At 57.1% G+C, this 20,991-nt stretch carries 21 protein-coding genes; 9 read left to right on the top strand and 12 right to left on the bottom strand.

What is annotated here, in order from left to right; genetic code table 11:
- Positions 1 to 5: 5 nt before the first annotated feature.
- Complete coding sequence (locus tag ACEPPP_RS11655) at positions 6 to 854, bottom strand: DUF692 domain-containing protein (protein WP_374086874.1); 849 nt, start codon at positions 852 to 854, stop codon at positions 6 to 8.
- 91 nt (positions 855 to 945) lie between these two features.
- Positions 946 to 1,353: a hypothetical protein gene (locus tag ACEPPP_RS11650; protein ID WP_374086872.1), complete on the bottom strand. Its 408-nt coding sequence runs from the start codon at positions 1,351 to 1,353 to the stop codon at positions 946 to 948.
- Positions 1,354 to 1,582: 229 nt separating this feature from the next.
- Here ACEPPP_RS11650 and ACEPPP_RS11645 point away from each other — a divergent pair, with 229 nt between their 5' ends.
- On the top strand, positions 1,583 to 3,301 hold the full coding sequence (locus tag ACEPPP_RS11645; RefSeq protein ID WP_374086870.1) for a copper resistance system multicopper oxidase: 1,719 nt from the start codon (positions 1,583 to 1,585) through the stop codon (positions 3,299 to 3,301).
- Positions 3,298 to 4,005, top strand: coding sequence for a copper resistance protein B (locus tag ACEPPP_RS11640; RefSeq protein ID WP_374086868.1), 708 nt, complete (start codon positions 3,298 to 3,300; stop codon positions 4,003 to 4,005). Before ACEPPP_RS11645 ends, ACEPPP_RS11640 begins: the two co-directional genes overlap by 4 nt.
- An 84-nt stretch (positions 4,006 to 4,089) precedes the next feature.
- Here ACEPPP_RS11640 and ACEPPP_RS11635 read toward each other — a convergent pair whose 3' ends face one another.
- Positions 4,090 to 4,725, bottom strand: coding sequence for a thiol:disulfide interchange protein DsbA/DsbL (locus tag ACEPPP_RS11635; RefSeq protein WP_374090919.1), 636 nt, complete (start codon positions 4,723 to 4,725; stop codon positions 4,090 to 4,092).
- A gap of 437 nt (positions 4,726 to 5,162) precedes the next feature.
- Positions 5,163 to 5,843 carry a cytochrome c gene (locus tag ACEPPP_RS11630; protein WP_374086866.1) on the bottom strand — a complete coding sequence of 227 codons (681 nt, stop codon included), beginning with the start codon at positions 5,841 to 5,843 and terminating at the stop codon, positions 5,163 to 5,165.
- Between the two features lie 106 nt (positions 5,844 to 5,949).
- Between ACEPPP_RS11630 and yihA the strand changes: the two genes are divergently transcribed.
- Entirely contained in the window at positions 5,950 to 6,558 is a 609-nt protein-coding gene (yihA, locus tag ACEPPP_RS11625) for a ribosome biogenesis GTP-binding protein YihA/YsxC (RefSeq protein WP_374086862.1), read from the top strand.
- Here yihA and ACEPPP_RS11620 read toward each other — a convergent pair.
- Positions 6,555 to 7,436 (bottom strand): MBL fold metallo-hydrolase, encoded by an 882-nt coding sequence (locus tag ACEPPP_RS11620; protein ID WP_374086860.1) that lies wholly within the window; start codon positions 7,434 to 7,436, stop codon positions 6,555 to 6,557. The two genes, yihA and ACEPPP_RS11620, sit on opposite strands and share 4 nt — an antisense overlap.
- Positions 7,437 to 7,453: 17 nt before the next feature.
- Positions 7,454 to 8,296, bottom strand: a complete 843-nt coding sequence (locus ACEPPP_RS11615) for an HDOD domain-containing protein (RefSeq protein ID WP_374086858.1) — start codon at positions 8,294 to 8,296, stop codon at positions 7,454 to 7,456.
- A 335-nt stretch (positions 8,297 to 8,631) separates the two neighbouring features.
- Here ACEPPP_RS11615 and ACEPPP_RS11610 point away from each other — a divergent pair, with 335 nt between their 5' ends.
- Complete coding sequence (locus ACEPPP_RS11610) at positions 8,632 to 8,838, top strand: DUF6494 family protein (protein WP_374086856.1); 207 nt, start codon at positions 8,632 to 8,634, stop codon at positions 8,836 to 8,838.
- A gap of 10 nt (positions 8,839 to 8,848) precedes the next feature.
- Here ACEPPP_RS11610 and acnA read toward each other — a convergent pair whose 3' ends face one another.
- The 5 genes from acnA to ACEPPP_RS11585 form a co-directional block, all read right to left on the bottom strand.
- Positions 8,849 to 11,557 (bottom strand): aconitate hydratase AcnA, encoded by a 2,709-nt coding sequence (acnA, locus tag ACEPPP_RS11605; protein WP_374086854.1) that lies wholly within the window; start codon positions 11,555 to 11,557, stop codon positions 8,849 to 8,851.
- A gap of 41 nt (positions 11,558 to 11,598) precedes the next feature.
- Positions 11,599 to 12,339: a rubredoxin-like domain-containing protein gene (locus ACEPPP_RS11600; protein WP_374086852.1), complete on the bottom strand. Its 741-nt coding sequence runs from the start codon at positions 12,337 to 12,339 to the stop codon at positions 11,599 to 11,601.
- Positions 12,340 to 12,445: 106 nt separating this feature from the next.
- The gene (locus ACEPPP_RS11595; protein WP_374086850.1) at positions 12,446 to 13,345 is read right to left on the bottom strand and encodes a DMT family transporter; all 900 of its coding nucleotides are present in this window, start codon (positions 13,343 to 13,345) and stop codon (positions 12,446 to 12,448) included.
- Between the two features lie 53 nt (positions 13,346 to 13,398).
- Positions 13,399 to 14,451 carry a phosphotransferase enzyme family protein gene (locus ACEPPP_RS11590; RefSeq protein ID WP_374086848.1) on the bottom strand — a complete coding sequence of 351 codons (1,053 nt, stop codon included), beginning with the start codon at positions 14,449 to 14,451 and terminating at the stop codon, positions 13,399 to 13,401.
- Between the two features lie 19 nt (positions 14,452 to 14,470).
- Positions 14,471 to 14,824 carry a TraR/DksA family transcriptional regulator gene (locus tag ACEPPP_RS11585; RefSeq protein WP_374086846.1) on the bottom strand — a complete coding sequence of 118 codons (354 nt, stop codon included), beginning with the start codon at positions 14,822 to 14,824 and terminating at the stop codon, positions 14,471 to 14,473.
- A 129-nt stretch (positions 14,825 to 14,953) separates the two neighbouring features.
- Here ACEPPP_RS11585 and ACEPPP_RS11580 point away from each other — a divergent pair, with 129 nt between their 5' ends.
- The 3 genes from ACEPPP_RS11580 to ACEPPP_RS11570 are packed head-to-tail and all read left to right on the top strand — an operon-like array spanning position 14,954 to position 18,758.
- Positions 14,954 to 15,856 (top strand): AAA family ATPase, encoded by a 903-nt coding sequence (locus ACEPPP_RS11580; RefSeq protein WP_374086845.1) that lies wholly within the window; start codon positions 14,954 to 14,956, stop codon positions 15,854 to 15,856.
- Positions 15,856 to 16,806 carry a DUF58 domain-containing protein gene (locus ACEPPP_RS11575; protein WP_374086843.1) on the top strand — a complete coding sequence of 317 codons (951 nt, stop codon included), beginning with the start codon at positions 15,856 to 15,858 and terminating at the stop codon, positions 16,804 to 16,806. Before ACEPPP_RS11580 ends, ACEPPP_RS11575 begins: the two co-directional genes overlap by 1 nt.
- A complete protein-coding gene (locus ACEPPP_RS11570) occupies positions 16,803 to 18,758 on the top strand; it encodes a DUF3488 and DUF4129 domain-containing transglutaminase family protein (protein WP_374086839.1) in 1,956 nt (651 codons plus the stop codon). The genes ACEPPP_RS11575 and ACEPPP_RS11570 overlap by 4 nt, the downstream gene beginning before the upstream one ends.
- A 20-nt stretch (positions 18,759 to 18,778) precedes the next feature.
- Here ACEPPP_RS11570 and ACEPPP_RS11565 read toward each other — a convergent pair whose 3' ends face one another.
- Entirely contained in the window at positions 18,779 to 19,156 is a 378-nt protein-coding gene (locus ACEPPP_RS11565) for a hypothetical protein (RefSeq protein WP_374086838.1), read from the bottom strand.
- 327 nt (positions 19,157 to 19,483) lie between these two features.
- On the opposite strand from ACEPPP_RS11565, the gene ACEPPP_RS11560 reads away from it, so the two are divergent.
- Together ACEPPP_RS11560 and ACEPPP_RS11555 are read left to right on the top strand one after the other, a co-directional pair.
- The gene (locus ACEPPP_RS11560; protein ID WP_374086837.1) at positions 19,484 to 20,215 is read left to right on the top strand and encodes a DUF1538 family protein; all 732 of its coding nucleotides are present in this window, start codon (positions 19,484 to 19,486) and stop codon (positions 20,213 to 20,215) included.
- On the top strand, positions 20,212 to 20,991 hold the full coding sequence (locus tag ACEPPP_RS11555; RefSeq protein WP_374086835.1) for a DUF1538 domain-containing protein: 780 nt from the start codon (positions 20,212 to 20,214) through the stop codon (positions 20,989 to 20,991). The genes ACEPPP_RS11560 and ACEPPP_RS11555 overlap by 4 nt, the downstream gene beginning before the upstream one ends.

Here is a 20,991-nt window from a genome sequence, read left to right as displayed (position 1 = left end):
TTCAATCAGGCCGAACGCTTCGCGTGTTCGTTGCGCCAGGCGTCCTGTATCGTCTTGATCGTTTCGACTTCCCGGAGCAGTTCGGCCAGCGGCGGCAGGTTGAAGTCGCGTTCGAGCAGGGTCGGGAACACGCCGTAAAGCTCGTAGGCCTTGCCGAGCAATTTCCAGACCGGGTCGATCACTTCCGATCCGTGCGTGTCGACCAGGAAGTCTTCCGCTTCGACATAGTGCCCGGCGATGTGCGCATAGGCGATGCGCTCGGCCGGTACCGCCTTCAGAAAGGCTTCGGCGTCGTAACCGTGATTGACGCTGTTCACATAGATGTTGTTGATGTCGAGCAGGATGTCGCAATCGGCTTCCTGCACGACCGCATTGAAAAAGTCGATCTCGCTCATTTCCTGGCCGGGCGCGGCATAGTAGGACACGTTTTCGATCGCGATGCGCTGTTCGAGCAGTTCCTGCACGCGCCGGATGCGCTGGGCGACATGCCTGACCGCGTCTTCGGTAAACGGGATCGGCATCAGGTCGTAAAGGTGGCCGTCGTGGCTGCAATAACTCAAATGTTCGCTGTACAGCTTGATTTGATGTTCGGCCATGAACCGTTTGATGTCCAGCACCAGCTTTTCGTCGAGAGGATCGCTGCTGCCGAGCGACAGGGACAGGCCGTGGCAGACGAAATCGAAACGTTCGGTCAGTGCGCGGAATTGCTTGCCGAATTGGCCGCCGAGCATGATCCAGTTTTCGGGGGCGACTTCAAAGAAATCGACCGTTTGCGCCGGAGGTTTTTTGGCGATTTCACCGAGCAAAGACCGTCTCAGGCCGAGCCCAGCGCCTTGAACGTGAAAGTGCGACATGAATCAGGGGATTAAAAAGAGGCGTTGTAGCGGAAAATTTGCCTGCCGAAAGAAAGCGGCGAAGACGCCGCTTCCTCGGTTTCGGGCGGAATTATTTCTTCGTCGCGCCGCAAGAGCCTTCCTTGCCTTTCATCATCGCGCCGCAAGCGCTTTCCATGCCTTTCTTCATCTTGCCGTCGTCCATCATGCCGCCGCATTTGCCTTCACCGCACTTGCCTTCGGCGGCCTTGGCTGGTGCGGCTTTAGCGGGTGCTGCAGTGGATTTTTGGCCGGCGCAGGCGCCTTCGGCGGTTTTGTTCTGTGGCGGGTTCATGCCGGATTTGTCCATGCCGCCCATGTTCGCGCCGCAAGCCATTTCGCCGGCCGCAACCTGCATGTAACCGCTGTTCAACTCGGTCATGCCGAACGGATTGGCTTCTGCATGGGCGGTTGCTGACAGGGTGGAGATGACAGCGGCGCCCATTGCGGCGGCCAAAGGCGATTTATTCAGTTTTTTCATTGTAACTCCTCGTTATTAATAATAATGTTCGGTCATTGAACCGACCGAGTGGTTGTAAATCTACGCTAGACATCTGAATAACAGATGAATATAGTCATAAATGCGATATGAATTCGCCGACTATACAGATTTTCTTGTAGTTTCGCCACTTGCGATTTTAGTCTCGTATCAGCCGGGAAAGATTCATTTAAGCGTTTCGACGCAGAGCCTGTGAGAGGTCAGCTTTTCGATGAAAATAGCGTGCCGCCGATTTTTCTTTTTCGTTTTATGGCTGTGCCATCTGGGCTTCGGTTCGGCCGTTGCGGACACCTATACGCTGACGGTCGCCGAAAAATCGGTCAACCTGATCGGAAAAAAGCAAACCGCGATCGTCGCCAATGACAGCCTGCCCGCGCCGACCCTGCACTGGCGCGAAGGCGAAGAGGTCACGCTACATGTTATCAACCGATTGCAAGAACCCACCTCGATCCACTGGCACGGCATCGTGCTGCCTTATCAAATGGACGGCGTGCCCGGCGTCAGTTTTTCGGGCATCGAGCCGGGACAAACCTTCACCTACCGGTTCCGGCTCAAACAGAACGGAACCTACTGGTACCACGGCCACTCCGGCATGCAGGAGCAGCAGGGCCTGTTCGGCGCACTGGTGATCGATCCTTTGCAACCCCAAGAAAAGGTCGAGCGCGACTATGTGCTGCTGCTTTCGGACTGGCCCGAAGCGGACCCCTACCGGACGCATGCGCGGCTGAAAAAACAGAGCGATTACTATAATTTCCAGAAAAGAACCGTCGGCGATTTTTTTAACGATATCAGCAAACGCGGTTTTGCAGAAACCTTAAGCGACCGGCTCGACTGGGGGCAAATGCGCATGGAGCCGACCGATTTGGCCGATGTGACCGGCGCGACCTATCATTATTTGGTCAACGGCCAAACGCCGGCGATGAACTGGACCGGGTTGTTCAGTTCCGGCGACCGGGTGCGCCTGCGTATCATCAATGCCTCCGCGATGACGCATTTCGATGTCAGGATTCCGGGACTGACGATGCGCGTGATCGCGGCCGACGGCCAGCCGGTGATGCCGGTCGATGTCGAGGAGTTCCGGATCGCGGTCGCCGAAACCTATGATGTGCTGATCGAGCCGAAAGCGGATCGCGCCTACCGGTTCTTCGCCGAAGCGATGGACCGCAGCGGCTTTGCCGCGGCCACGTTGACGCCGAGGATCGGCCTGCTTGCTGAGATGCCCACATTGCGTCCCTTGACCTTGTTGACGATGGCGGACATGGGGCCGATGCACGGCGGCCATGCGGAGCATAATCATCGAGTGATGCCGATGAGCGGCATGGCCGCACAGCCGGCCCATGCAGAACATGCAGAACATGCAGAACATGCAGAACATGCAGAACATGCGGCGCCTCCGAATCACTCGATGCACGAAGGGCACGGCGCCTCGATGCCCGAGACTCAGGCTGAAACGGAGGCTCCGATGCGGCAAGCCGAAGCCCCGGCGATGGGGTCGCACAAGGCGTTGAGCTACCAGCACCTGATGGCGGCGACGCCAAATGGCGAATGGCGGCAAGCCGACCGCGAAATCACCCTGCGCCTGACCGGCAATATGTACCGTTATATCTGGTCGTTTGACGACGTCAAATATTCGGATTCGGAACCGATCCGGGTCAAATTCGGCGAACATGTCCGCTTCACCTACGTGAACGAGACGATGATGAATCATCCGATTCATCTGCACGGACTCTGGCAATATCTCGATAACGGCAACGGCGCCTATAATCCGAAAAAACATGTAATCAATGTGCCGCCGGGCAAGACGGTCAGCGTGATCGTCGTGGCCGACGCGGAAGGCGAATGGGCGTTTCATTGCCATTTGCTGTATCACATGGATGCCGGCATGTTTAGGAAACTGATCGTCGAAAAATCGGAGCCTGCTGACCGATGAAGACTCATTCTAACAAAGCGCCCAATTTCCGAATCCTGCTCTGGAGCCTGTTCGCCTGGAGCGTTTTCCCGCCTCCCGCAGCGGCGCAAGATGATTCGATGCTTTTCAGCAAGTTCATGGCCGAGCGTTTCGAGTACGAGGGCAACGACAATCTGCATTTATTCAAATGGGACATCAAGCATTGGATCGGCAACGACGAGCACAAGCTTTATCTGAAAACCGAGGGCGATTATTCGGCCGACCAGGGTATCTTCGGACGCGCCGATCTGCAAATGCTTTACAGCCGCAACATCAGCACCTTCTGGGATTTTCAGATCGGCGCGCGTCGGGCTTTCGAGCCGGAACGGACCTTCGACGCGGTGATCGGCTTTCAGGGGCTCGCGCCTTATTCGATCGAAGTCGACAGCGCCGCCTTCATCACCGAAAACGGCAACCTGCTCGGTCGCTTGAATCTCGGTTATGAAGTGCTGCTGACCCAGCGTCTGATCCTGCTGCCCCGCATCGAGGTCAATGTCGCCGCAAAAGACATCGAGCATCGCGGCGTCAAGGCCGGCGTGACCGAATTCGAGGCGGGCATGCGCCTGCGTTATGAAATCGAGCGGGAGTTCGCCCCTTACGTCGGCTTCGATTATGTCGAGGAAGAATCCCTGCGCGAGCACCATCACAGCGTGCGCTTCGTGGTCGGGATGCGGTTTTGGTATTGAGGCGGCGAGAGCCTGAATTGGCGCCGCCCTGGGTGGGTATGGCATTCCCGCGCCGGAGCGCGGGAACGAGACGGCGAAATGATGTTATTTTTTCGCCGCGCTTTCCCTCTTGATCAGCTGGTTCATCACTTCGATCATCCTTTCATGCGAACCGGCCGATTTGCCGTCGACCTTGTATTTGCCGTTCACGATCAGCACCGGTACCCCGGTTACGCCGTAACGCGCGGGGGTGACGGCGGCCTGGCGGACTTTGGTGTCGACCAGGAATGAATTATAGGCTTCGTGGAAGTCCGCTTCCTTGACGCCATGGGCGGCAAAGAAGGCGCCCAATTGCTCTTCGGTCTCCAGTTTTTGATGCTTGTTCTGCAAGGTGTCGAAGAAGTCGGCATGGACTTTGTCGAGTACACCCAAGGCTTGGGCGACATAGAACGCTTTCGCGTGTTTCGCCCAGAGATCGCTGAATGCGGCAGGCTGGCGGATGAAATCGACATTCGCCGGCAGCTTTTTGACCCAGCTGGCGAGGATCGGCTCAAAATCGTAGCAATGCGGGCAGCCGTACCAGAAAAACTCGATCACCTCGACCTTGTCGGGATTCTGCGTCGGTTGCGGAGTCGCCAGGGTTTCAAAGCCTGTCAGTTCTTCTGCGGCCGCCGGACTTTCGGCTGGAGCGGCGGCTTGCTCGGCTGGCGCCGGCGCGGCAGTTTCGGCCGCAGGTTGCATCGGTGCTGCCGCCGGCGTTGCCGGGGCTGCGGTTTCGGTGGCCGGTGGTGTTGCCGGGGTCGCAGGCGCTGCGGTTGTCTGTCCCGGTGCGGCGGCTTCACTGCCGGGCTGTTTCTGCATTTTCAGATAGAAGAATGTGGAAACGCCAGCCAGCACGGCAAGAACTAAAATGATGAGTCCGATTTGAATAAAATTTTTACGCATGAACTTCGATTTCCCATGTGGTTGTAAATGACCGGAGACGGCGGCTATCAGTTTGCTATTACTTAGAACTGATTCCGCTTACGGAACTTTCCGCTGCATTCAGACAGTGATAACGGCAGGCGAGAAGGCCTGCGCTTGACTCGGCAAGGGCGGAAGCGGGCGCTCCCGGAGCGGCGTTCCCAGGCCGGAAGCCGGGGAACGCGCCTAACATAACATTTGACCGGAAAGGCAGGCTATTTCATCATCGAGATAGCGTAAGCGACCGCGCGAATCTCCTCGTCGGTCATCTTTTTGGCGATCATGTGCATCATGTTTTCCGGGGTATTGCCGCGCGCGCCGGTTTTGAAGTCGGTCAACGCCTTGATCAAATAGTCGGGGTGCTGTGAATGCAGGGCCGGGAACGCGGCCGGCAGGTTGCCTTCGCCAAACGGGCCGTGGCAGGCGATGCAGGCGGAGACTTCGCGTTGCAGATCGCCGTTACGGTATAAGTCGCTGCCCTGCGCAATCAGTTCGGGCACCGACTTGGGCTTTACGGCAGTGCCGGCCGCCGGCTCTTCTTCGTCCTCATCGGGCGGCGGCAATACCGGCATCGAGTTCGCCGAAATTTTCTGCGCCGCATAAAAGGCGCCGATGTCGGCCATGTCTTCATCGGACAACGGCAATGCCATCGCCGACATCATCGGATCATTACGGACGCCGCTTTTGAATGCCTGCAATTGCTTGACCAGATAGGACGCATGCTGCTGGGCCAGCTTCGGAAAGTTCGGTGCCACGCTGTTGCCATTGTCGCCATGGCAACTGTTGCAAGAAGTGGCTTTGTCTTTTCCTGCGCGCGCATTGCCCTCGGCGTGTAAAATAGCGGAGGCGCCGTAGATCGCAATACCTATTGCAACTGCCAGGAATTTTATTTTCATCAGACTCCCCTTCGGAATATTTCGTTATTTTTATGACATTCAGAATTGGCTGTTTCCATCCTAACCCGGGATTCTACCCCATTTGCCTTAGCGAAGCGAGACAGCGATGAACCCAGTTTATCATCAAGCAAAATTTATTAACAGTGCTCCCAGCCTGAAACATGCGCCGCCCGACCATGGGCTCGAAATCGCCTTTGCCGGCCGTTCGAACGCGGGCAAATCGAGTGCGCTGAATACGTTGACCCGGCAAAATGCGCTGGCGCGGATCAGCAAGACGCCGGGGCGGACGCAAATGCTCAATTTTTTCGCGATCAGTGAAGAGCGCCGCTTCGTCGATCTGCCCGGCTACGGTTTTGCGAGCGCGCCGCTCGCGATCAAGCAGCAGTGGCAGAAAGCGATCGAGGAGTACATGAACCGGCGGAAATCGCTGTGCGGCATCGTGTTGGTGATGGATGCGCGACATCCCCTGACCGAATTCGACTGGCAAATGCTGCACTGGTGCGAACATGCCGAATTGCCTGTGCACATCCTGTTGACCAAGTCCGACAAATTGAGCTTTGGTGCGGCCAAAAACACGTTATTGCAGGTGCAGGAAGAACTCAGCGGCGCGCCTATCCCTTTGACCGTGCAACTGTTTTCTTCGCTGAAGAAAAGCGGTGTGGACGAGGCGCATCAGGCGCTGGATTACTTATTTGCGCAGGCAGGCGAGGACTAAAGGCAGACTTCCAACCCCTCGCGCGCGATGAACAATTTGTCCGCAAACTGGGGGTGTTGCTCCAGAAGATCCCGATGGATCAGATCGAGATCGGCATCGGTCCGGGTCGGTTCGTGGTGGGTCAGAAACAAGCGCTTCGCGTTCGCCTCGGTCGCCAGCTGGATGCCGGAACGGTAGGTTCCGTGCCCCCAGCCCAGGCGGATCGCATATTCTTCATCGGTATAGGACGAATCCACGATCAGCGCATCCACATCCTGCATCGCGGCTACGATTTCCTGATGTTTTTCGAGCAGAAAACTCCGGTACGAAGCGTAGTCGTCATCCTCGGGTTGATAGATATTAATCTGGCTTTCGAAGTCGCCGGTAAAAAACAGCGAGGAGCCGTCGCAATCGACCCGGTAACCGAAATTCAACACCGGATGATTCAGGATGATCGGGGTAATGCGGGCGCTGCCGACGCAGACCGTTTCGCCTGGCCTGACCGTCAAATAGTCGATTCGGGCCTTCAGCTGCGCCTCATGGATCGGAAAATAACTGTATTGCAATTGCGCGGACAAGGCCCGGTTGATGTTTTCATCGGTGACCGGATCCTGGCCTCCGTATAGGTTGATGCGATTGTTTTTGAAAAAAATCGGCAGAAAAAACGGCAGACCCTGAATATGATCCCAGTGCGTATGGGTGATGAAAATATGCGCGGTGATCGGCATGTCCCGAAGCAAGGTTTGCGCGAGTGCGTGAATGCCGGTGCCGGCGTCGAGAATGATCAGCTCATTCCGGTCGGTTCGGATTTCGATGCAGGTCGTATTGCCGCCGTATTTGATGGTCTGCGGACCCGGCGTCGGGATCGACCCCCTGACTCCCCAAAATTTAAATTTCATGCTTGTTATTGTTGTTGTTAGGGTTTGATAAAAAGTTCGGCTTCCTTGACCATGCCGCTCAGATCGCCGAGTTCCTCGATCAGCGCTTCCAAGGGCATGCCGAAGCGGTTCACGATCGTATCGGGAAGCGCTTCGACGACCGGATTGCCGCCGTCGCCGAAATGCAAGCGCTTGCTGATCTGATTCGCCGCGAACAGGCATTCGCCGAAGGCGTTGACCGGCTGGCCGTGATGATGCCGAATCGCTTCGATCAATAACTCGGAAAGGCCCCATTTTTCGGCCAGCAGCGTGCCGGCCTCGATATGATTGATGCCGATGAATTCGAGCTCGGTCAGGTGCAGAGAAACATTATCCTCCCGGCTCTTGGCCAGTGCCAGCTTGAAACGCTCCGGCATGAATTCCGCGAACACGACCTTGCCGAAATCATGCAGCAAACCGGCCACGAAACAATCGCTGCATTCCTGTTGACTGAGACCTGCCCGTTCCGCGAGTTTGCGGCTGATCGCGGCGGTCGTGAGCGCATGCAGCAAAAACGCCGTGGCGCTGAAATTGGCCTTGTTCGAGGTTTTCAGCATGCCCATCGCGGCGACGCTCATCGCGAGGTTTTTGACCGTATTCAAGCCGATATGCACGACCGCGCGCTGCACCGAGTTGATCTTCTGCGAGAGCCCGTAAAATGCAGAATTGATCACCTTCAAAATTTTGACCGTCAACACCGGATCATATTCGATTACCTGTACGATTTCCTTCGCGGAAACATCGATATTGGAAGTCAATTGCACGACGCGCTGCACGCTTTTCGGGAAAGCCGGCATCTTTTCGACCAAGGCAACGAGTGCGGCGTGTTCTGAGGAATCCATGGACATGGCGAGGGTAAGGTGAAGATGCTATGAGCATAGCAAAGAAACCCAATAAAAGGCCGGATAGAAAAAGAAAACCCCAAAATACCGGATCGATATTTTGGGGTTTAAAGAAAATCAGCCGAATGCAGGGGGAGAGCTAGGCTGATCCGACGCCGTAGGAGACGTACGGCTAATAGGATTCGACGGGATATAAAAAGTTCAACAAAGTTTTAGGCGCAAAGCGTGGGCCTTGAAAATGAATTATTTAGCGCTGCTCGGGTCACTCTATCGTCGGCCAGGAAAGTCGGCCGCACCATCTGGTAAATCAAATCACTGATCCTCGGGAGGTTCCTATGAACGAAGACACCTTGAATATGGAAATCCGGAAATACCTGAAGAAAGTCGGCGTGACCTCGCAGCGCGAAATCGAACATGCGGTGCTGAAAGCAGTTGAGAACGGGCAACTGGCGGGGAGGAACTCCATCCGGGTCAAGATGACGCTGGAAGCTCCCGAGCTCGGCGTCAGCCACTGCATCGAGGAGACGATCGCCCTCGAATAAATGCGCGTTTTTAGCTCTGATTTCCGGCCAGCAGTTTTTTCAGCACCGTGCAGAGGATGCCGCCGTCGCGGTAATAATCGACTTCGATCGGCGTATCGATTCGGCAGATCGTTTGAAACATTAAGCTTCTCCCCTCGACACTCTTCGCCGTGATCTTGATCGTCTGCTTTGGCCTAAGATCGTCCTGCAGCTCGGCCGTCAGCGTCTCGGTTCCTGTGAGTCCAAGACTGTCCGCGGATTGCCCTTCTTCAAACTGTAAGGGCAAGATGCCCATGCCGACCAGATTGCTGCGGTGGATGCGCTCATAACTTTCGGCGATAACGACCCTGACGCCTTGCAGATAAGGGCCTTTCGCGGCCCAGTCGCGCGATGAGCCGGCACCGTAATCCTTGCCGGCAATAATGCACAGAGGAATCGCCGCCGCTTGGTAACGCATCGCGGCATCATAAATACTCATCTGCTCGCCGCTCGGGTGAAAAACCGTTCGGTTACCTTCCGAACCCGGAATCAGCCGGTTACGCAGGCGCACGTTCGCGAAAGTCCCCCGGCACATCACTTCGTCGTTGCCGCGCCGGGAGCCGTAGCTGTTCCAGTCCTTCCGCGCGATGCCCTTGCCGGCGAGGTACAAGCCGGCCGGGGAGTCCGGCGCGATCTGGCCGGCCGGCGAAATATGGTCGGTCGTGACCGAATCGCCGAACAGCGCCAAGACTCTAAGGCCGCTGAGCGGACCGAGTTTTTGCCGTTCGATCTTCAAGTCATCGAAGAACGGCGGCCTGCGAATATAGGTCGATTGCGGGTTCCAGGGGTAAAGTTCGGATGCGGTCAGCGCAATCTTCTGCCATTCGGAGGTGCCGGCAAATACTTCGGCATAACGTGATTTGAACATCTCGGGGGTCACGAAAGCGGCGATCGTGGCGTTGATCTCCTCGTTCGTCGGCCAAACATCCTTCAGATAGACCGGCGCGCCTTCCTTGTCGAAGCCCAAGGGCTCCGTGGTAATATCGATCGCGGTTGATCCGGCCAGCGCATAGGCGACGACCAGCGGCGGCGAGGCCAGAAAATTGCTCTTGGTCAAAGGATGCACGCGGCCTTCGAAATTGCGGTTGCCGGACAGGACCGCCGAAACCACCAAATCGTTGTCGACGATCGCCCTGGCCACCGATTCTTCCAAGGGCCCGGAATTGCCGATGCAGGTCGTGCAGCCGTAGCCGACCAGATAAAAACCCAATTGCTCAAGATAAGGCAGGAGGCCCGATTTTTTCAGATACTCGGTCACGACCGTCGAACCGGGCGCGAGCGAGGTTTTGACAGTGCGCTTGACGCGCAAGCCCTTCTCGACCGCCTTCTTCGCGAGCAGGCCGGCGCCGAGCATCACCGAGGGGTTACTGGTATTCGTACAGGAGGTGATCGCGGCGATCACGACCGCGCCATGACCGATTTGCTCCTGAGTATCGCCGATCGAGACGGTCGCGGTTCGCTTAAGTTCGCTTTCGGCAAGACCGAAGCCCTTGAAGCCGACCGGCTCGGTCAACATGCGGCGAAAGCCGGCGCCGGCCTGGCTCAGCGCAATCCGGTCGTGGGGCCGCTTGGGACCGGCCAGCGCCGGTTCGATTACGCCGAGGTCGACCGTCAACACCTGGCTGTAGAGCGGATCGGGCATGTCGTCGCGGCGGAACAGGCCCTGGGCCTTGGCGTAGCGCTCGGTCAACTCGATCTGCTCGGCGCTACGACCGGTCAGCCGCATGTAATCCAAGGTCAGTGCGTCGATCGGAAAATAACTGACCGTCGAGCCTTGTTCGGGCGCCATATTGCCGATCGTAGCCCGGTCCGGAATGCTCATCGACGACAGGCCGGGGCCGAAGAATTCGACGAACTTGCCGACCATGCCGACGCTCCGGCACAATTCGGTGATCCGGAGCACCAGATCGGTTGCGGTGACTCCAGGGCTCAGCCTGCCGGTCAGTTTGATGCCGGCCACATCGGGAACCAACATGTAGATCGGCTGATCGAGCAGCACCGCTTCGGCTTCGATGCCGCCGACGCCCCAGGCCAAGACGCCGAGACCGTTCACCATTGGCGTATGCGAATCGGTGCCGACGCAACTGTCCGGATAACACAGGTTATTGTCCTGATTCCGGAAGATCACCTGCGACAGATATTCGAGATTGACCTGATGCACGATGCCGGTCGTCGGCGGCACCACGCGGAGGTTCCGGAACGCGGCCTGGCCCCATTTCAAAAATTCATAGCGTTCGGTATTGCGTTCGAAATCGAGCGCTTCGTTTAACGCGAGCGAAATGCTCTGGCCGTAATAATCGACTTGCACCGAATGATCGATCACCAGGTCGCAGGGCAGCAAGGGATTGATTTTTTTCGGGTCGCCGCCGAGCTTCTTCATCGCATCGCGCATCGCGGCCAGATCGACCAGCGCGGGCACGCCGGTAAAATCCTGCAAGATCACGCGCGCCGGTTTGAAAGGGATCTCGCGTCTGTCGCCCGACGGGAGCCAATTCACCAGATTCAACACGTGCTCCTCGGTGATCGCGAAGCCGTCGCAGTTGCGCAGCAGCGATTCGAGCAGGATCCTGATCGAGAACGGCAGCCGCGATAGATTGGTGCCGGTATTTTCTTGCAGGCGGCGCAGCGAATAATAGGCAAGATTACCGAAAGCGCCTGGATCCAGGTCTTGCCTGACTTTGAACGGGTCATTCCGGGGCATCGCGGGAACCTCCTCAGAGTATCGGGTTAAAATCGCAGGACTTAGCGCTCCGCCAACAGGCGTTCAAACCGGGGTAGCCAGTCAGCAAAAGGGGCCACATAGTTATAGCCGCAGACGGTCATAAGCGTCCGCTTTGCCAGGACCTCGCGAATAAAGGAAGCCTGCTGGCGGGTTTCGCGCTCGGGGCCATAGGGATTGAAAATCATGCCGGCTGGAGTCAAAAAGACGTAATCGCAGATGAACAGCACGTCGCGGTAGATGTAAAACGTAAAGCCCTGCGTATGGCCGCCGCAGTGATGGGCCTCTATACCGAAAGCGCTAAAGCTTTCCGTAAAACGGTGATCGACGGTGAACGATCTTGCCAAGGGCTGGCTCGCATCGTGTTCATGCAGCCAGACTTCCGATTGCCAGAGCTTTCGGTATTGGTTCGAGGCGCCCATGAAGTGATGATGCGTGAACAGGATCGCCCGAACCGGCGCCAGGTCGCGGTTGAATGCGGAGGGCGCATCGATCCACACCCCGCCTTGCGCGGTTTCGATCCGGTAGGCGGCATGTTCGTAACCGAGTTTCGGCACCGAAAGCAGCTGAGTCACCGTGTCGTCGACCGGAAACTCGGTCACCCGAAATTGGTGCTCGGCGACCTCCCAAGGCAAAAAGCGCTCGTGTCGGGCGCCGCAGAAAGGGCAAACATCGGGCATTTCGCCGATCATGTTGTAGCCGCATTCCAGACACACCCATTGCGGGGGCATTTCTAAAAGCGTATTGGCTTCCGATATTGTCATGTTCGGTCTCTCCGGCTTCGCTTAAAGCGGAGCGCAGGCTATGTAACTTATCTTGAGACCTCAAGAAAGCCAATAAGTTGGCAAAAAATTGCCGTGGAATGCCGAATCAGACTTTGTTTTTGCCCAGCACATAGACGCCGCTCAACACCAGCGCCGTGCCGCCGAGCTGTATTGCGGAAACGGGCTCATCCAGCAAGAAATACGCGAAGATCAAGGTCGCGATCGGGCCGGTCGTGCTGATGATGGACGCGAAATCCGCTCCGATACGGCGGATGCCCGCATTCATCGAAAATGCCGGCAGCACGGTCGAAAAGACCGTGATCAACAGGGCCAGTCCATACACGTCGGCGGCAAAGCCGATCAGCGCGCTGCCGCGCTGCACCGCGAAATGAATCAAGGTGGCGATGCCGGCCGCGGTCATCGTATAGGCGGTAAAGCGGATCGAGCCGATCTTGTGCACCATCACGCCGCTGCCCATCGTAAAGCCCGCGAACACGAGCGCGCTGCCCAGTACCAGCGCCGAACCGAGCCAGAGATTCGGCGAGGCGGCGGAGAGATGGTCGAGAAAGACCAGGATCAGGCCGCCGTAACTGAGCAATAGCGCGATCAACACGGCCGCGGTGATAGGGCGGCGGAACAGCAGCGCCGAAAACAGCACGACGAAGGTCGGATACAGGAACAGGATCACCCGCTCCAGTCCTGCCGCGATGTATTGCAGGCTCGCGAAGTCCAAATAACTGGCGAAGTAATAACCGTCAAGTCCGAGCAGCGTCACGAACAGCCATTCCTGTTTCGACAAGGCCGGCGGGTGCGCCTTGAGGTTATGCAAAAGCGCCGCGGCGATGAAAAAAGGCAGGGCGAACAGCATCCTGAGCGCAAGCAGCGTGATCGCATCGATGCCGGGGCTGGCCGCATAAGCCATCTTGATCAGGATCGATTTGATCGAGAAGCCCAAGGCGCCAAGCAGCACCAGGGCGAGGCCGATCGCATAATTCCGCCTGTCCATCACTTAGGATTCGGCGGGATCCGGCAATACCGTCAACGGGGCGCCGAGGCGAATCATGCCGTTTTGCCGAGCAAGGATTCGACCAGCTTTATGATGGCCCCTTCCTGAGCGATGATGCTTTTACACAAACGGAATTGACCGAGGGCACGTTCGAGATTCTGCTCCGGTCCTTCGACCTTGAAGTAGCGGTCGCCTTCGAGATGGTCGGTATAGAAACGCAGGCCCAACTCGAACGGAATCAGCCGGATCGCGGCATAGAGATAGTCATAATCGGGGCCGGTAAAGAAATGGCCGGCTTCATCGAGATAACTGGCCAGTATCGCCTCGCCGATGTCAGGATCGAACGTGTCGTTTTCGGGGCGGTGGCAGCAGGAGCGCAAACAGTCGCCGATGTCGTAATGCAGGAGGCCCGGCTTGACCGTATCGAGATCGATCAGACCGACCGCTTTTTGCCGGTCGCGGTCGAATAAAAAGTTGTTCAGCTTCGGGTCGCCATGGATGATTCTGAGCGGCAAGAGGCCTTGCCGCTTTGCCGTTTCGAGATCGTCGGCGAAGACGCGGTGGCGTTCGATAAATGATGAGCAATCCTTGCTGATCCGGTTCGGATCGGCCGTTGGCTGGATGCGGTCATAATTCGCCAGATAGGCTGGCGTAATATGGAAGCCGGGTAGCGTATCCTTCAGCCGTACAGGATCGAGGTCGCTGAGCAGGCGGTGAAAATGTCCGAGCGCAAAGCCGGCCTGACGGGCCTCGTGCAGATTGCCGAGCACTTCCAGGCTGACCGTATCGGCAATATAACGGGTCGCGCGCCAGATGCGGCCCCGGTCGTCGCAGACCGAGTCGAAGCCGGCTTCGGACTGGATCAGCCGAGGGATTTGCAGTTCGACCGCTTCGGGTGCCTTGCTGTCGATATGCCTGCCGATCTCGGCCAGGTTCGTGAGAATCGCTTCCGGCTCCGGAAAGACATGCGCATTGATGCACTGAAGCACGAATGGCTCGGCGGCGGTCGTGACCAGATACGTCGCGTTGATCAGGCCGTTGCCCAGCGGCAACACAGCCGTACTCGACCCGGAAAATTGCCGGGCTATCGCTAGAAGTTCAATCATCGCGTGTGCGGTAGTCGTCTCAACAGCCTTGTTGGCTCGCGCATTTGATGCACAAATTCGAATAAGGCAGTGCTTTCAGCCGCGCCTTCGCGATCGGTTCGCCGCAGCTTTGGCAGATGCCGTAATGGCCGGAATCGATCCTGGCGATCGCGTCCTTGATTTGCGCGATTTCGCTTCTGGCGCGATTGCCGAGAAAATCCAGCACTTCATCGTTCTCGGCCTGCACGGCCTGTTCTGCAAAGTCCTTTTCCGGCGGCTCTTCGGTATGCTTCACATCGTCGGTGATCTTGCTCAAGCGGTCGTTCAGCTCTTCCAGCATGCCGATCAAATTGCCGCGTATTTCTTCATAATCGTTCACGGTTTTTTCCTCCATGTCAGTCTATTGTTGGCTTGCGCGCTGTCCGTGGCCTTAAGGATGCAGCGTGACATCCTGCTATACTTCAAGGGCCTTGCCGGGTTTGTCGCAAGCCGGCGTTTCTCATCTAGCATCGTATCATCACTCATGCAAAATGCAATCAACGCGTTACTGGATTCGGCCAATCAAATCCTGCTCGGCAAACGGCGGCAGGTCCGGCTGGCGGTCTGTTGCCTGCTGGCGCGCGGGCATCTGTTGATCGAGGACATTCCGGGCGTTGGCAAGACCACGCTGGCGCACACGCTCGCGAAACTGTTCGGCCTCGATTACCAGCGCATCCAGTTTACCAGCGATCTATTACCGGCCGACATGATCGGCGCCTCGGTGTTCGATGCGAAGAACCAGCAATTTACCTTTCATCCGGGACCGATTTTCACGCAGATGGTGCTGGCCGACGAAATCAACCGCTCGACGCCGAAGGCGCAAAGCGCATTGCTCGAAGCGATGGAAGAACATCAGGTCACCGTGGACGGCAAGACTTATCCATTGCCGGAGCCTTTTTTCGTGATCGCGACGCAAAACCCGGCGCACCAGATCGGCACCTTTCCGCTGCCCGAATCGCAGTTGGACCGCTTCCTGATGCGGATCGAGCTCGGTTACCCGGACTCCGCCTCCGAGCGCCTGCTGTTGGCAGGCCAAAGCCGGCACCGCTTGATCGACACACTGACCGTCAAGCTGCCGCCGGAACAACTCCAACGCATTCAAAAAGAAGTGCTAGAGGTGCATGCCTCGAATGCTCTGCTCGATTATTGCCAGGCGATCATCCGCTTTACCCGCGAATCGGCGGCTTATCCCACGGGGCTTTCTCCGCGCGCAGGACTTGCGCTGCTGACCGCAGCCAAGGCCTGGGCTTACATGGACGGCCGCGACGCGGTGATTCCGGAAGACATTCAGGCGGTACTGGCTTCGGTCGCAGGGCACCGGATTCGCTCGGGCAGCGTCGAGGCCGACGCGGTCGTCGCGCCGATCCTGAGGCAGGTCGCCGTTTGATGAATGCCTTGGCCTTGAAGGAGCGCTTCCGGCTCAGCCGCTTCGTGCTCGGCGAGAACCCCGCGCCGGGGCCGATCACACTGAACCATCGCCGCATCTTCATCCTGCCGACCCCGCGCGGCCTCGGCTTTGCATTGCTGACGCTGCTGCTGTTTTTCATCGGCTTCGTTTATAACAACAATCTGGTCTATCTGCTGTCGTTCTTATTGGCCAGCACCTTTTTCATCACGACCGTGCACAGCTTCAAATCGCTGTCCGGGCTGGTGATTAGCGAAGGCCTTGCGAAACCGGTGTTTGCGGGCGAAATGGCCGCTTTTCCACTCCATATCTACAATCCGTCGGCAATGCCGCGCCCGCAAATCAGGATTGCGGGCCAAATCGAAACCGTTCTGTCCCTTCCGGCTGACAGTCAAAATCCAACCTTCGTTTATCGACACACCGCCCGGCGGGGCTGGTTTGAGGCCGGCACGATCACCTTGTACAGCACCTTTCCGCTCGGCCTGTTTCGCGTCTGGTCGCCGCTGCGTTTCGATCTGAGAGTCCTGGTTTATCCTAAGCCTGCCGTGGCCGATCTGCCTTTTCCGCAAGCGGCCCTCGGCGCCAATCAGGAGGGCGCCAGCCAAAAGGGCAACGATGATTTTTACGGCCTGAAAAACTACGAAGCCGGCGACTCGATCAAGCACATCCATTGGAAAGCCTACGCGAAAGGGCAAGGCGTATTCAGCAAGCAATACGGCGGCGACAGCAACGGCGAGCTCTGGTTGGAACTGGACGGCACACCGGGCTATGATCTGGAAGAACGTCTCTGCCAATTATGCCGCTGGGTGCTCGATGCGGACAAGGCTGGTTTGGACTACGGTCTTTGCCTGCCCGGCGTCCTACTGGCGCCCGCTAGCGGCGCGCAGCATCGGCAATCCTGCCTCGAAGCCTTGGCGCTGTGCTCGCCATGAAAACGGCCGCAATCGACAAAAACATTTTGCTGTTATTGCTCGGCACGGTCGGCCTGGCCGTGCTGCCGCACCTCCGGCATATCCCGAATCTTTCTTTCGGCTTTTTCACCGCCCTCTGGGGCTGGCGTTTGCTCGGCATCTGGCGTCCGGCCTGGCTGCCCGGCCGGCTACCCGTGTTTTTGTTGCTGCTTGTCGGTATCGCGCTGCTCTTCGTCGGACGGCAAGGCATCCTCGGCCGCGACGCCGGCTCCAGCCTGCTGATCATTGCGCTGGGCCTGAAACTGATGGAGATCAAACAGGAGCGCGACTTTTATCTGATCATCTACATGACTTTCGTCGTGGCCGCCACCCAGTTTCTTTATGCTCAAAACATGCTGCTCGGCGTCTATATCGGAGGCGTTTGCTGCCTATTGCTGGCGCTTTTGATCGCTATGAACGGTTTACAGAAGCAATTCGTGCAGGCGCTCAAACTGGCCGGCCTGATCACCCTGCAGGCGGCGCCGCTCGCGGCCGCGATGTTCATTCTGTTTCCGCGCCTCGATGCGCCGAAATGGATGGCGGTGGGCAGCGAAACCCAAAACAGGACCGGCCTCAGTGAAGTGATGGAGCCCGGTTCGATCACCAATTTGAGTTTGTCCGATGAGTTGGTGTTCCGTGCGCAGTTCGACGGCCCGATACCGCCGCCGCAAGAACGTTATTGGCGTGGCCCGGTGATGTCGATGACCAACGGTAAGCTCTGGATGCAGGCGCAGAATTTTGCGGACTATGCGAAGCGCAATCCAAAGGTCTCGGGAAGCCCCTACCGTTATACCTTGTTGATGGAGCCGCAGGAGAAAAACTGGGTGTTCGCCTTGGACATGCCGGTCGGCTTTTCTGCGCCGCTGACCCGAAACGCCAATTATCAATTGACCACCTCGGGAAATTTCGAACAGCGCGTTGCCTACAAGCTGACTTCTTATCCGACCTACAATACGGGGCCGCTATCGGCCGGCGAATACCGGGATGCGGTGCAATTGCCGGGCAAGCCCTCGCTGCGTATCAAGGAACTCGTCAGCCAATTGCACGGTTATAACACCACGCCGGCGGCTTTTGCCCAAAAGTTATTGGATCATTTCCGCAACGAAAACTTCCGTTACACGCTGGAGCCTCCGAAACTCGACGACAATCCGATCGAATCGTTCCTGTTCGATACGCGCGCAGGCTTTTGCAGCCATTATGCCTCCGCTTTCGTCTATCTCCTGCGCGCCGCGCATATACCTGCCCGCGTCGTGACCGGTTTTCAGGGCGGCGAAGTGAACGCTCTCGGCCATTTCATTCAGGTCAGGCAAGCCGACGCGCACGCTTGGGCCGAAGTCTGGCATGAAAATGCAGGCTGGGTCCGCTACGATCCGACCGCGGCGATTGCACCGGAAAGAATCGAATATCCGCTCGATGTCAGCCGCTTGAGTCCGGGCGCAGAAATACTCTTCGATATGGAACATCAAGAGTTCGGCAAGGTGTTCAACCTGATCAAGCAGGCCCGATTGATCTGGGGCACCGTCGATTACAACTGGCAGCGTTGGATCATCGATTACGACAGCCTGCACCAGGCCAATTTCCTGTCCGGCTTCGGCATCAAGGACAGCGGGGAGATGGTGTATTGGCTGACCGTGATCGTGGCCGTGATGACGTTATTGCTGACGGCATCGATGCTCTTGCAAAAACGCCGGCAAACCGACCCGACGCTGCTGATCTACGCGCGCTTCTGCGCCAAACTCGCGCGTAAGGGCCTGATCAAGGGCAGCGGCGAGGGCGCGAAAGACTTCGCCGAACGCGCCAAAACCCAGCTGCCGCAGCATGCGTCCGAAATCGAGCGGATTACCGAGGTGTTCATCCGAATGCGTTACGGCAAACAGGCGGCGCCATCCGACATCAAGCAACTGAAACGCTGGGTCGCGTCGTTCACGCCGTGACGAAAGCTCGGTACTGGGTTTTACGGCTTGTTTTCTTCTTCCTTGACCGTTTCTTTCAGCGCATTGATTTTATCCTTATTTTTTTCCTTCAGCTGATACAGCTTGAGTTTTTGCGCCGGCGTCAGCGTCTCCTTGACCTCTTCCTTGCTCTCTTCGCGGATTTCCTTGATTTTTTGTTTATGCTTTTTAAACAGCGACTTGATTTTGGCTTCCTGCTCCTTGCTCAGGTCAAGTTCCTCGCTCAGTTGTTTCAACTTGATGCCGTGATGCTTGCCGGCTTCGGGCTGTGGCGCGGCGGCGGCCGGAGCCGGAGTTTCGGAGGGGGCTTGCGGGGTTTCGGCAACAGCCGGCAAGGATGTGCTGAAGCCCAAAATCAGGCCGACGATCAGTTTGTTCATGGGGATGTCTCGATGGTTGGAATCTGTAGTGTGGGGTAGAATGATTGACTTATTTTACTCTCGGGTGTGCAGTTCGAGTAGTCTCTTCTGCGTGTAGGCGAATTTTGACCAGCCCCTGTGAAGTATTGGCTCCGCCGGCCCGAGCTTGGCGAAGCTCTTGTTTAGCTAAGCCTTAGGACAAACGCTAAGCGAACAGATTCAAACATTAATGGGCCGGAACACGATTTCATTGGCAATCGCTGTCTTTAATATCTGCGCCCAGGTCGATAGCCTTGCCCGTCTGCTTTCATATACAATGAACCGTTATTTAAGACTCCAGGACCCTGCATGCTCAACAATCGCTTCATCAAATACCTGCTGGGCAGTTGCCGGGATTTGGCGCCGATTTTTGCAGTCGTGCTGATCTTTCAGGTGTTGATCATCAAACAACCGTTGCCCAATCTGGTTGATTTGATCTCGGGCTCGCTGTTTTTAATTATCGGTCTGACCTTGTTTGTTCAGGGTCTGGAACTCAGCCTGTTCCCGCTCGGCGAGGATATCGCGTATGACTTTGCCCGCAAGGGCAGTCTGCTCTGGTTGTTGGTCTTTGCCTTTTGTCTCGGATTTAGCGCGGCAGTCGCCGAACCGGCACTGGTCGCCGCCGCCGAAAAAGCCGCGGATATCGCCAGTCAAGGCAACAGCATCGAGGCGACCGAGACGGCGAAAGCCGACTATGCGCTCGGCCTGCGCGTGACCGTCGCGCTGTCGATCGGCATCGCGCTGATCATCGGCGTATTGCGGATCATCCGCGGCTGGCCGGTCTATTATCCGGTTTTTATCGGCTATTTATGCGTGGCCATGATGACGCCGTTTGCGCCGAAAGAAATCATCGGCATCGCCTATGATGCAGGCGGCATTGCGACATCCAGCATTACCGTGCCCTTGGTCACCGCGCTCGGCGTTGGACTCGCGACCGCGATCAAGGGCCGCAATCCGATGAGCGATGGTTTTGGTCTGGTGGTGTTTGCGGCATTGATGCCGATCATTTTCGTGATGGCTTACGGCATGGCGAAATTATGATCGACGAACTGATGCAGTTTGCGATGACACTGCTGGCCACCTGCCGGGATGTGTTGCCGATCGCCGCGACCATCATCGGCTTTCAGTTGCTGATTATTCGCCGGCCGATCGCCCATCCGAGAAAAATTCTGATCGGTTTTATTTCGGTCTTGCTCGGCATCGTGTTTTTTCTGAAGGGCCTGGATATGGCGCTGTTTCCGCTTGGCGATCTGATGGCCTCGCAGTTGACCACGCCAGAGTTTTTAGGCGTCGCCGTTCTGGATGAATCGGTCTCCTGGCAGGCTTATTTCTGGATTTATATTTTCGCCGCCAGCATCGGTTTTGCGACCGCGCTGGCCGAACCCTCCTTGCTTGCGGTCGCGTTGAAGGCCGAGAAAATTTCAGGTGGTACGATCCGGGCCTGGGGCTTACGACTTTCGGTCGCGCTCGGCGTCGGCTTCGGCATCGCGCTCGGCGTTTTTCGCATCGTGACCGGTTCCGAATTTTATCTATTCATCCTCGGCGGCTATCTCGTCGTGATGATTCAGACCCGCTTTGCCCCCAAACTGATCCTCGGCCTAGCCTACGATTCAGGCGCGGTCACCACATCGATGGTTACCGTGCCGATGATTACCGCGCTCGGGCTGGGTCTTGCCGAGGCCGTGCCCGGACGCAATCCGTTACTGGACGGATTCGGCCTGATCGCCTTCGCCAGTCTGTTTCCGATCATCGCAGTGCTGGGTTATGCGCAAATCGCGCAATGGCTCAATAAGTCCCGTCTTTCATCCAAGTCCTGA

The organism is Methylomicrobium lacus, from assembly GCF_041897535.1.
Classification (GTDB): Bacteria; Pseudomonadota; Gammaproteobacteria; order Methylococcales; family Methylomonadaceae; genus Methylomicrobium; species Methylomicrobium lacus_A.
This window is presented reverse-complemented; position numbering and strand designations above follow the sequence as displayed.

Bases quoted from the DNA above. Each gene is read 5' to 3' on its own strand.
- ACEPPP_RS11630 (WP_374086866.1), bottom strand. From the start codon at position 5,843: ATGAAAATAAAATTCCTGGCAGTTGCAATAGGTATTGCGATCTACGGC.
- ACEPPP_RS11590 (WP_374086848.1), bottom strand. From the start codon at position 14,451: ATGATTGAACTTCTAGCGATAGCCCGGCAATTTTCCGGGTCGAGTACG.
- ACEPPP_RS11565 (WP_374086838.1), bottom strand. From the start codon at position 19,156: ATGAACAAACTGATCGTCGGCCTGATTTTGGGCTTCAGCACATCCTTG.
- ACEPPP_RS11615 (WP_374086858.1), bottom strand. From the start codon at position 8,296: ATGGATTCCTCAGAACACGCCGCACTCGTTGCCTTGGTCGAAAAGATG.
- ACEPPP_RS11650 (WP_374086872.1), bottom strand. From the start codon at position 1,353: ATGAAAAAACTGAATAAATCGCCTTTGGCCGCCGCAATGGGCGCCGCT.
- ACEPPP_RS11620 (WP_374086860.1), bottom strand. From the start codon at position 7,436: ATGAAATTTAAATTTTGGGGAGTCAGGGGGTCGATCCCGACGCCGGGT.
- ACEPPP_RS11585 (WP_374086846.1), bottom strand. From the start codon at position 14,824: ATGGAGGAAAAAACCGTGAACGATTATGAAGAAATACGCGGCAATTTG.
- yihA (WP_374086862.1), top strand. From the start codon at position 5,950: ATGAACCCAGTTTATCATCAAGCAAAATTTATTAACAGTGCTCCCAGC.
- ACEPPP_RS11555 (WP_374086835.1), top strand. From the start codon at position 20,212: ATGATCGACGAACTGATGCAGTTTGCGATGACACTGCTGGCCACCTGC.
- ACEPPP_RS11635 (WP_374090919.1), bottom strand. From the start codon at position 4,725: ATGCAACCTGCGGCCGAAACTGCCGCGCCGGCGCCAGCCGAGCAAGCC.
- ACEPPP_RS11575 (WP_374086843.1), top strand. From the start codon at position 15,856: ATGAATGCCTTGGCCTTGAAGGAGCGCTTCCGGCTCAGCCGCTTCGTG.
- ACEPPP_RS11560 (WP_374086837.1), top strand. From the start codon at position 19,484: ATGCTCAACAATCGCTTCATCAAATACCTGCTGGGCAGTTGCCGGGAT.
- ACEPPP_RS11645 (WP_374086870.1), top strand. From the start codon at position 1,583: ATGAAAATAGCGTGCCGCCGATTTTTCTTTTTCGTTTTATGGCTGTGC.
- ACEPPP_RS11610 (WP_374086856.1), top strand. From the start codon at position 8,632: ATGAACGAAGACACCTTGAATATGGAAATCCGGAAATACCTGAAGAAA.
- ACEPPP_RS11570 (WP_374086839.1), top strand. From the start codon at position 16,803: ATGAAAACGGCCGCAATCGACAAAAACATTTTGCTGTTATTGCTCGGC.
- ACEPPP_RS11595 (WP_374086850.1), bottom strand. From the start codon at position 13,345: ATGGACAGGCGGAATTATGCGATCGGCCTCGCCCTGGTGCTGCTTGGC.
- ACEPPP_RS11655 (WP_374086874.1), bottom strand. From the start codon at position 854: ATGTCGCACTTTCACGTTCAAGGCGCTGGGCTCGGCCTGAGACGGTCT.
- ACEPPP_RS11580 (WP_374086845.1), top strand. From the start codon at position 14,954: ATGCAAAATGCAATCAACGCGTTACTGGATTCGGCCAATCAAATCCTG.
- ACEPPP_RS11600 (WP_374086852.1), bottom strand. From the start codon at position 12,339: ATGACAATATCGGAAGCCAATACGCTTTTAGAAATGCCCCCGCAATGG.
- acnA (WP_374086854.1), bottom strand. From the start codon at position 11,557: ATGCCCCGGAATGACCCGTTCAAAGTCAGGCAAGACCTGGATCCAGGC.
- ACEPPP_RS11640 (WP_374086868.1), top strand. From the start codon at position 3,298: ATGAAGACTCATTCTAACAAAGCGCCCAATTTCCGAATCCTGCTCTGG.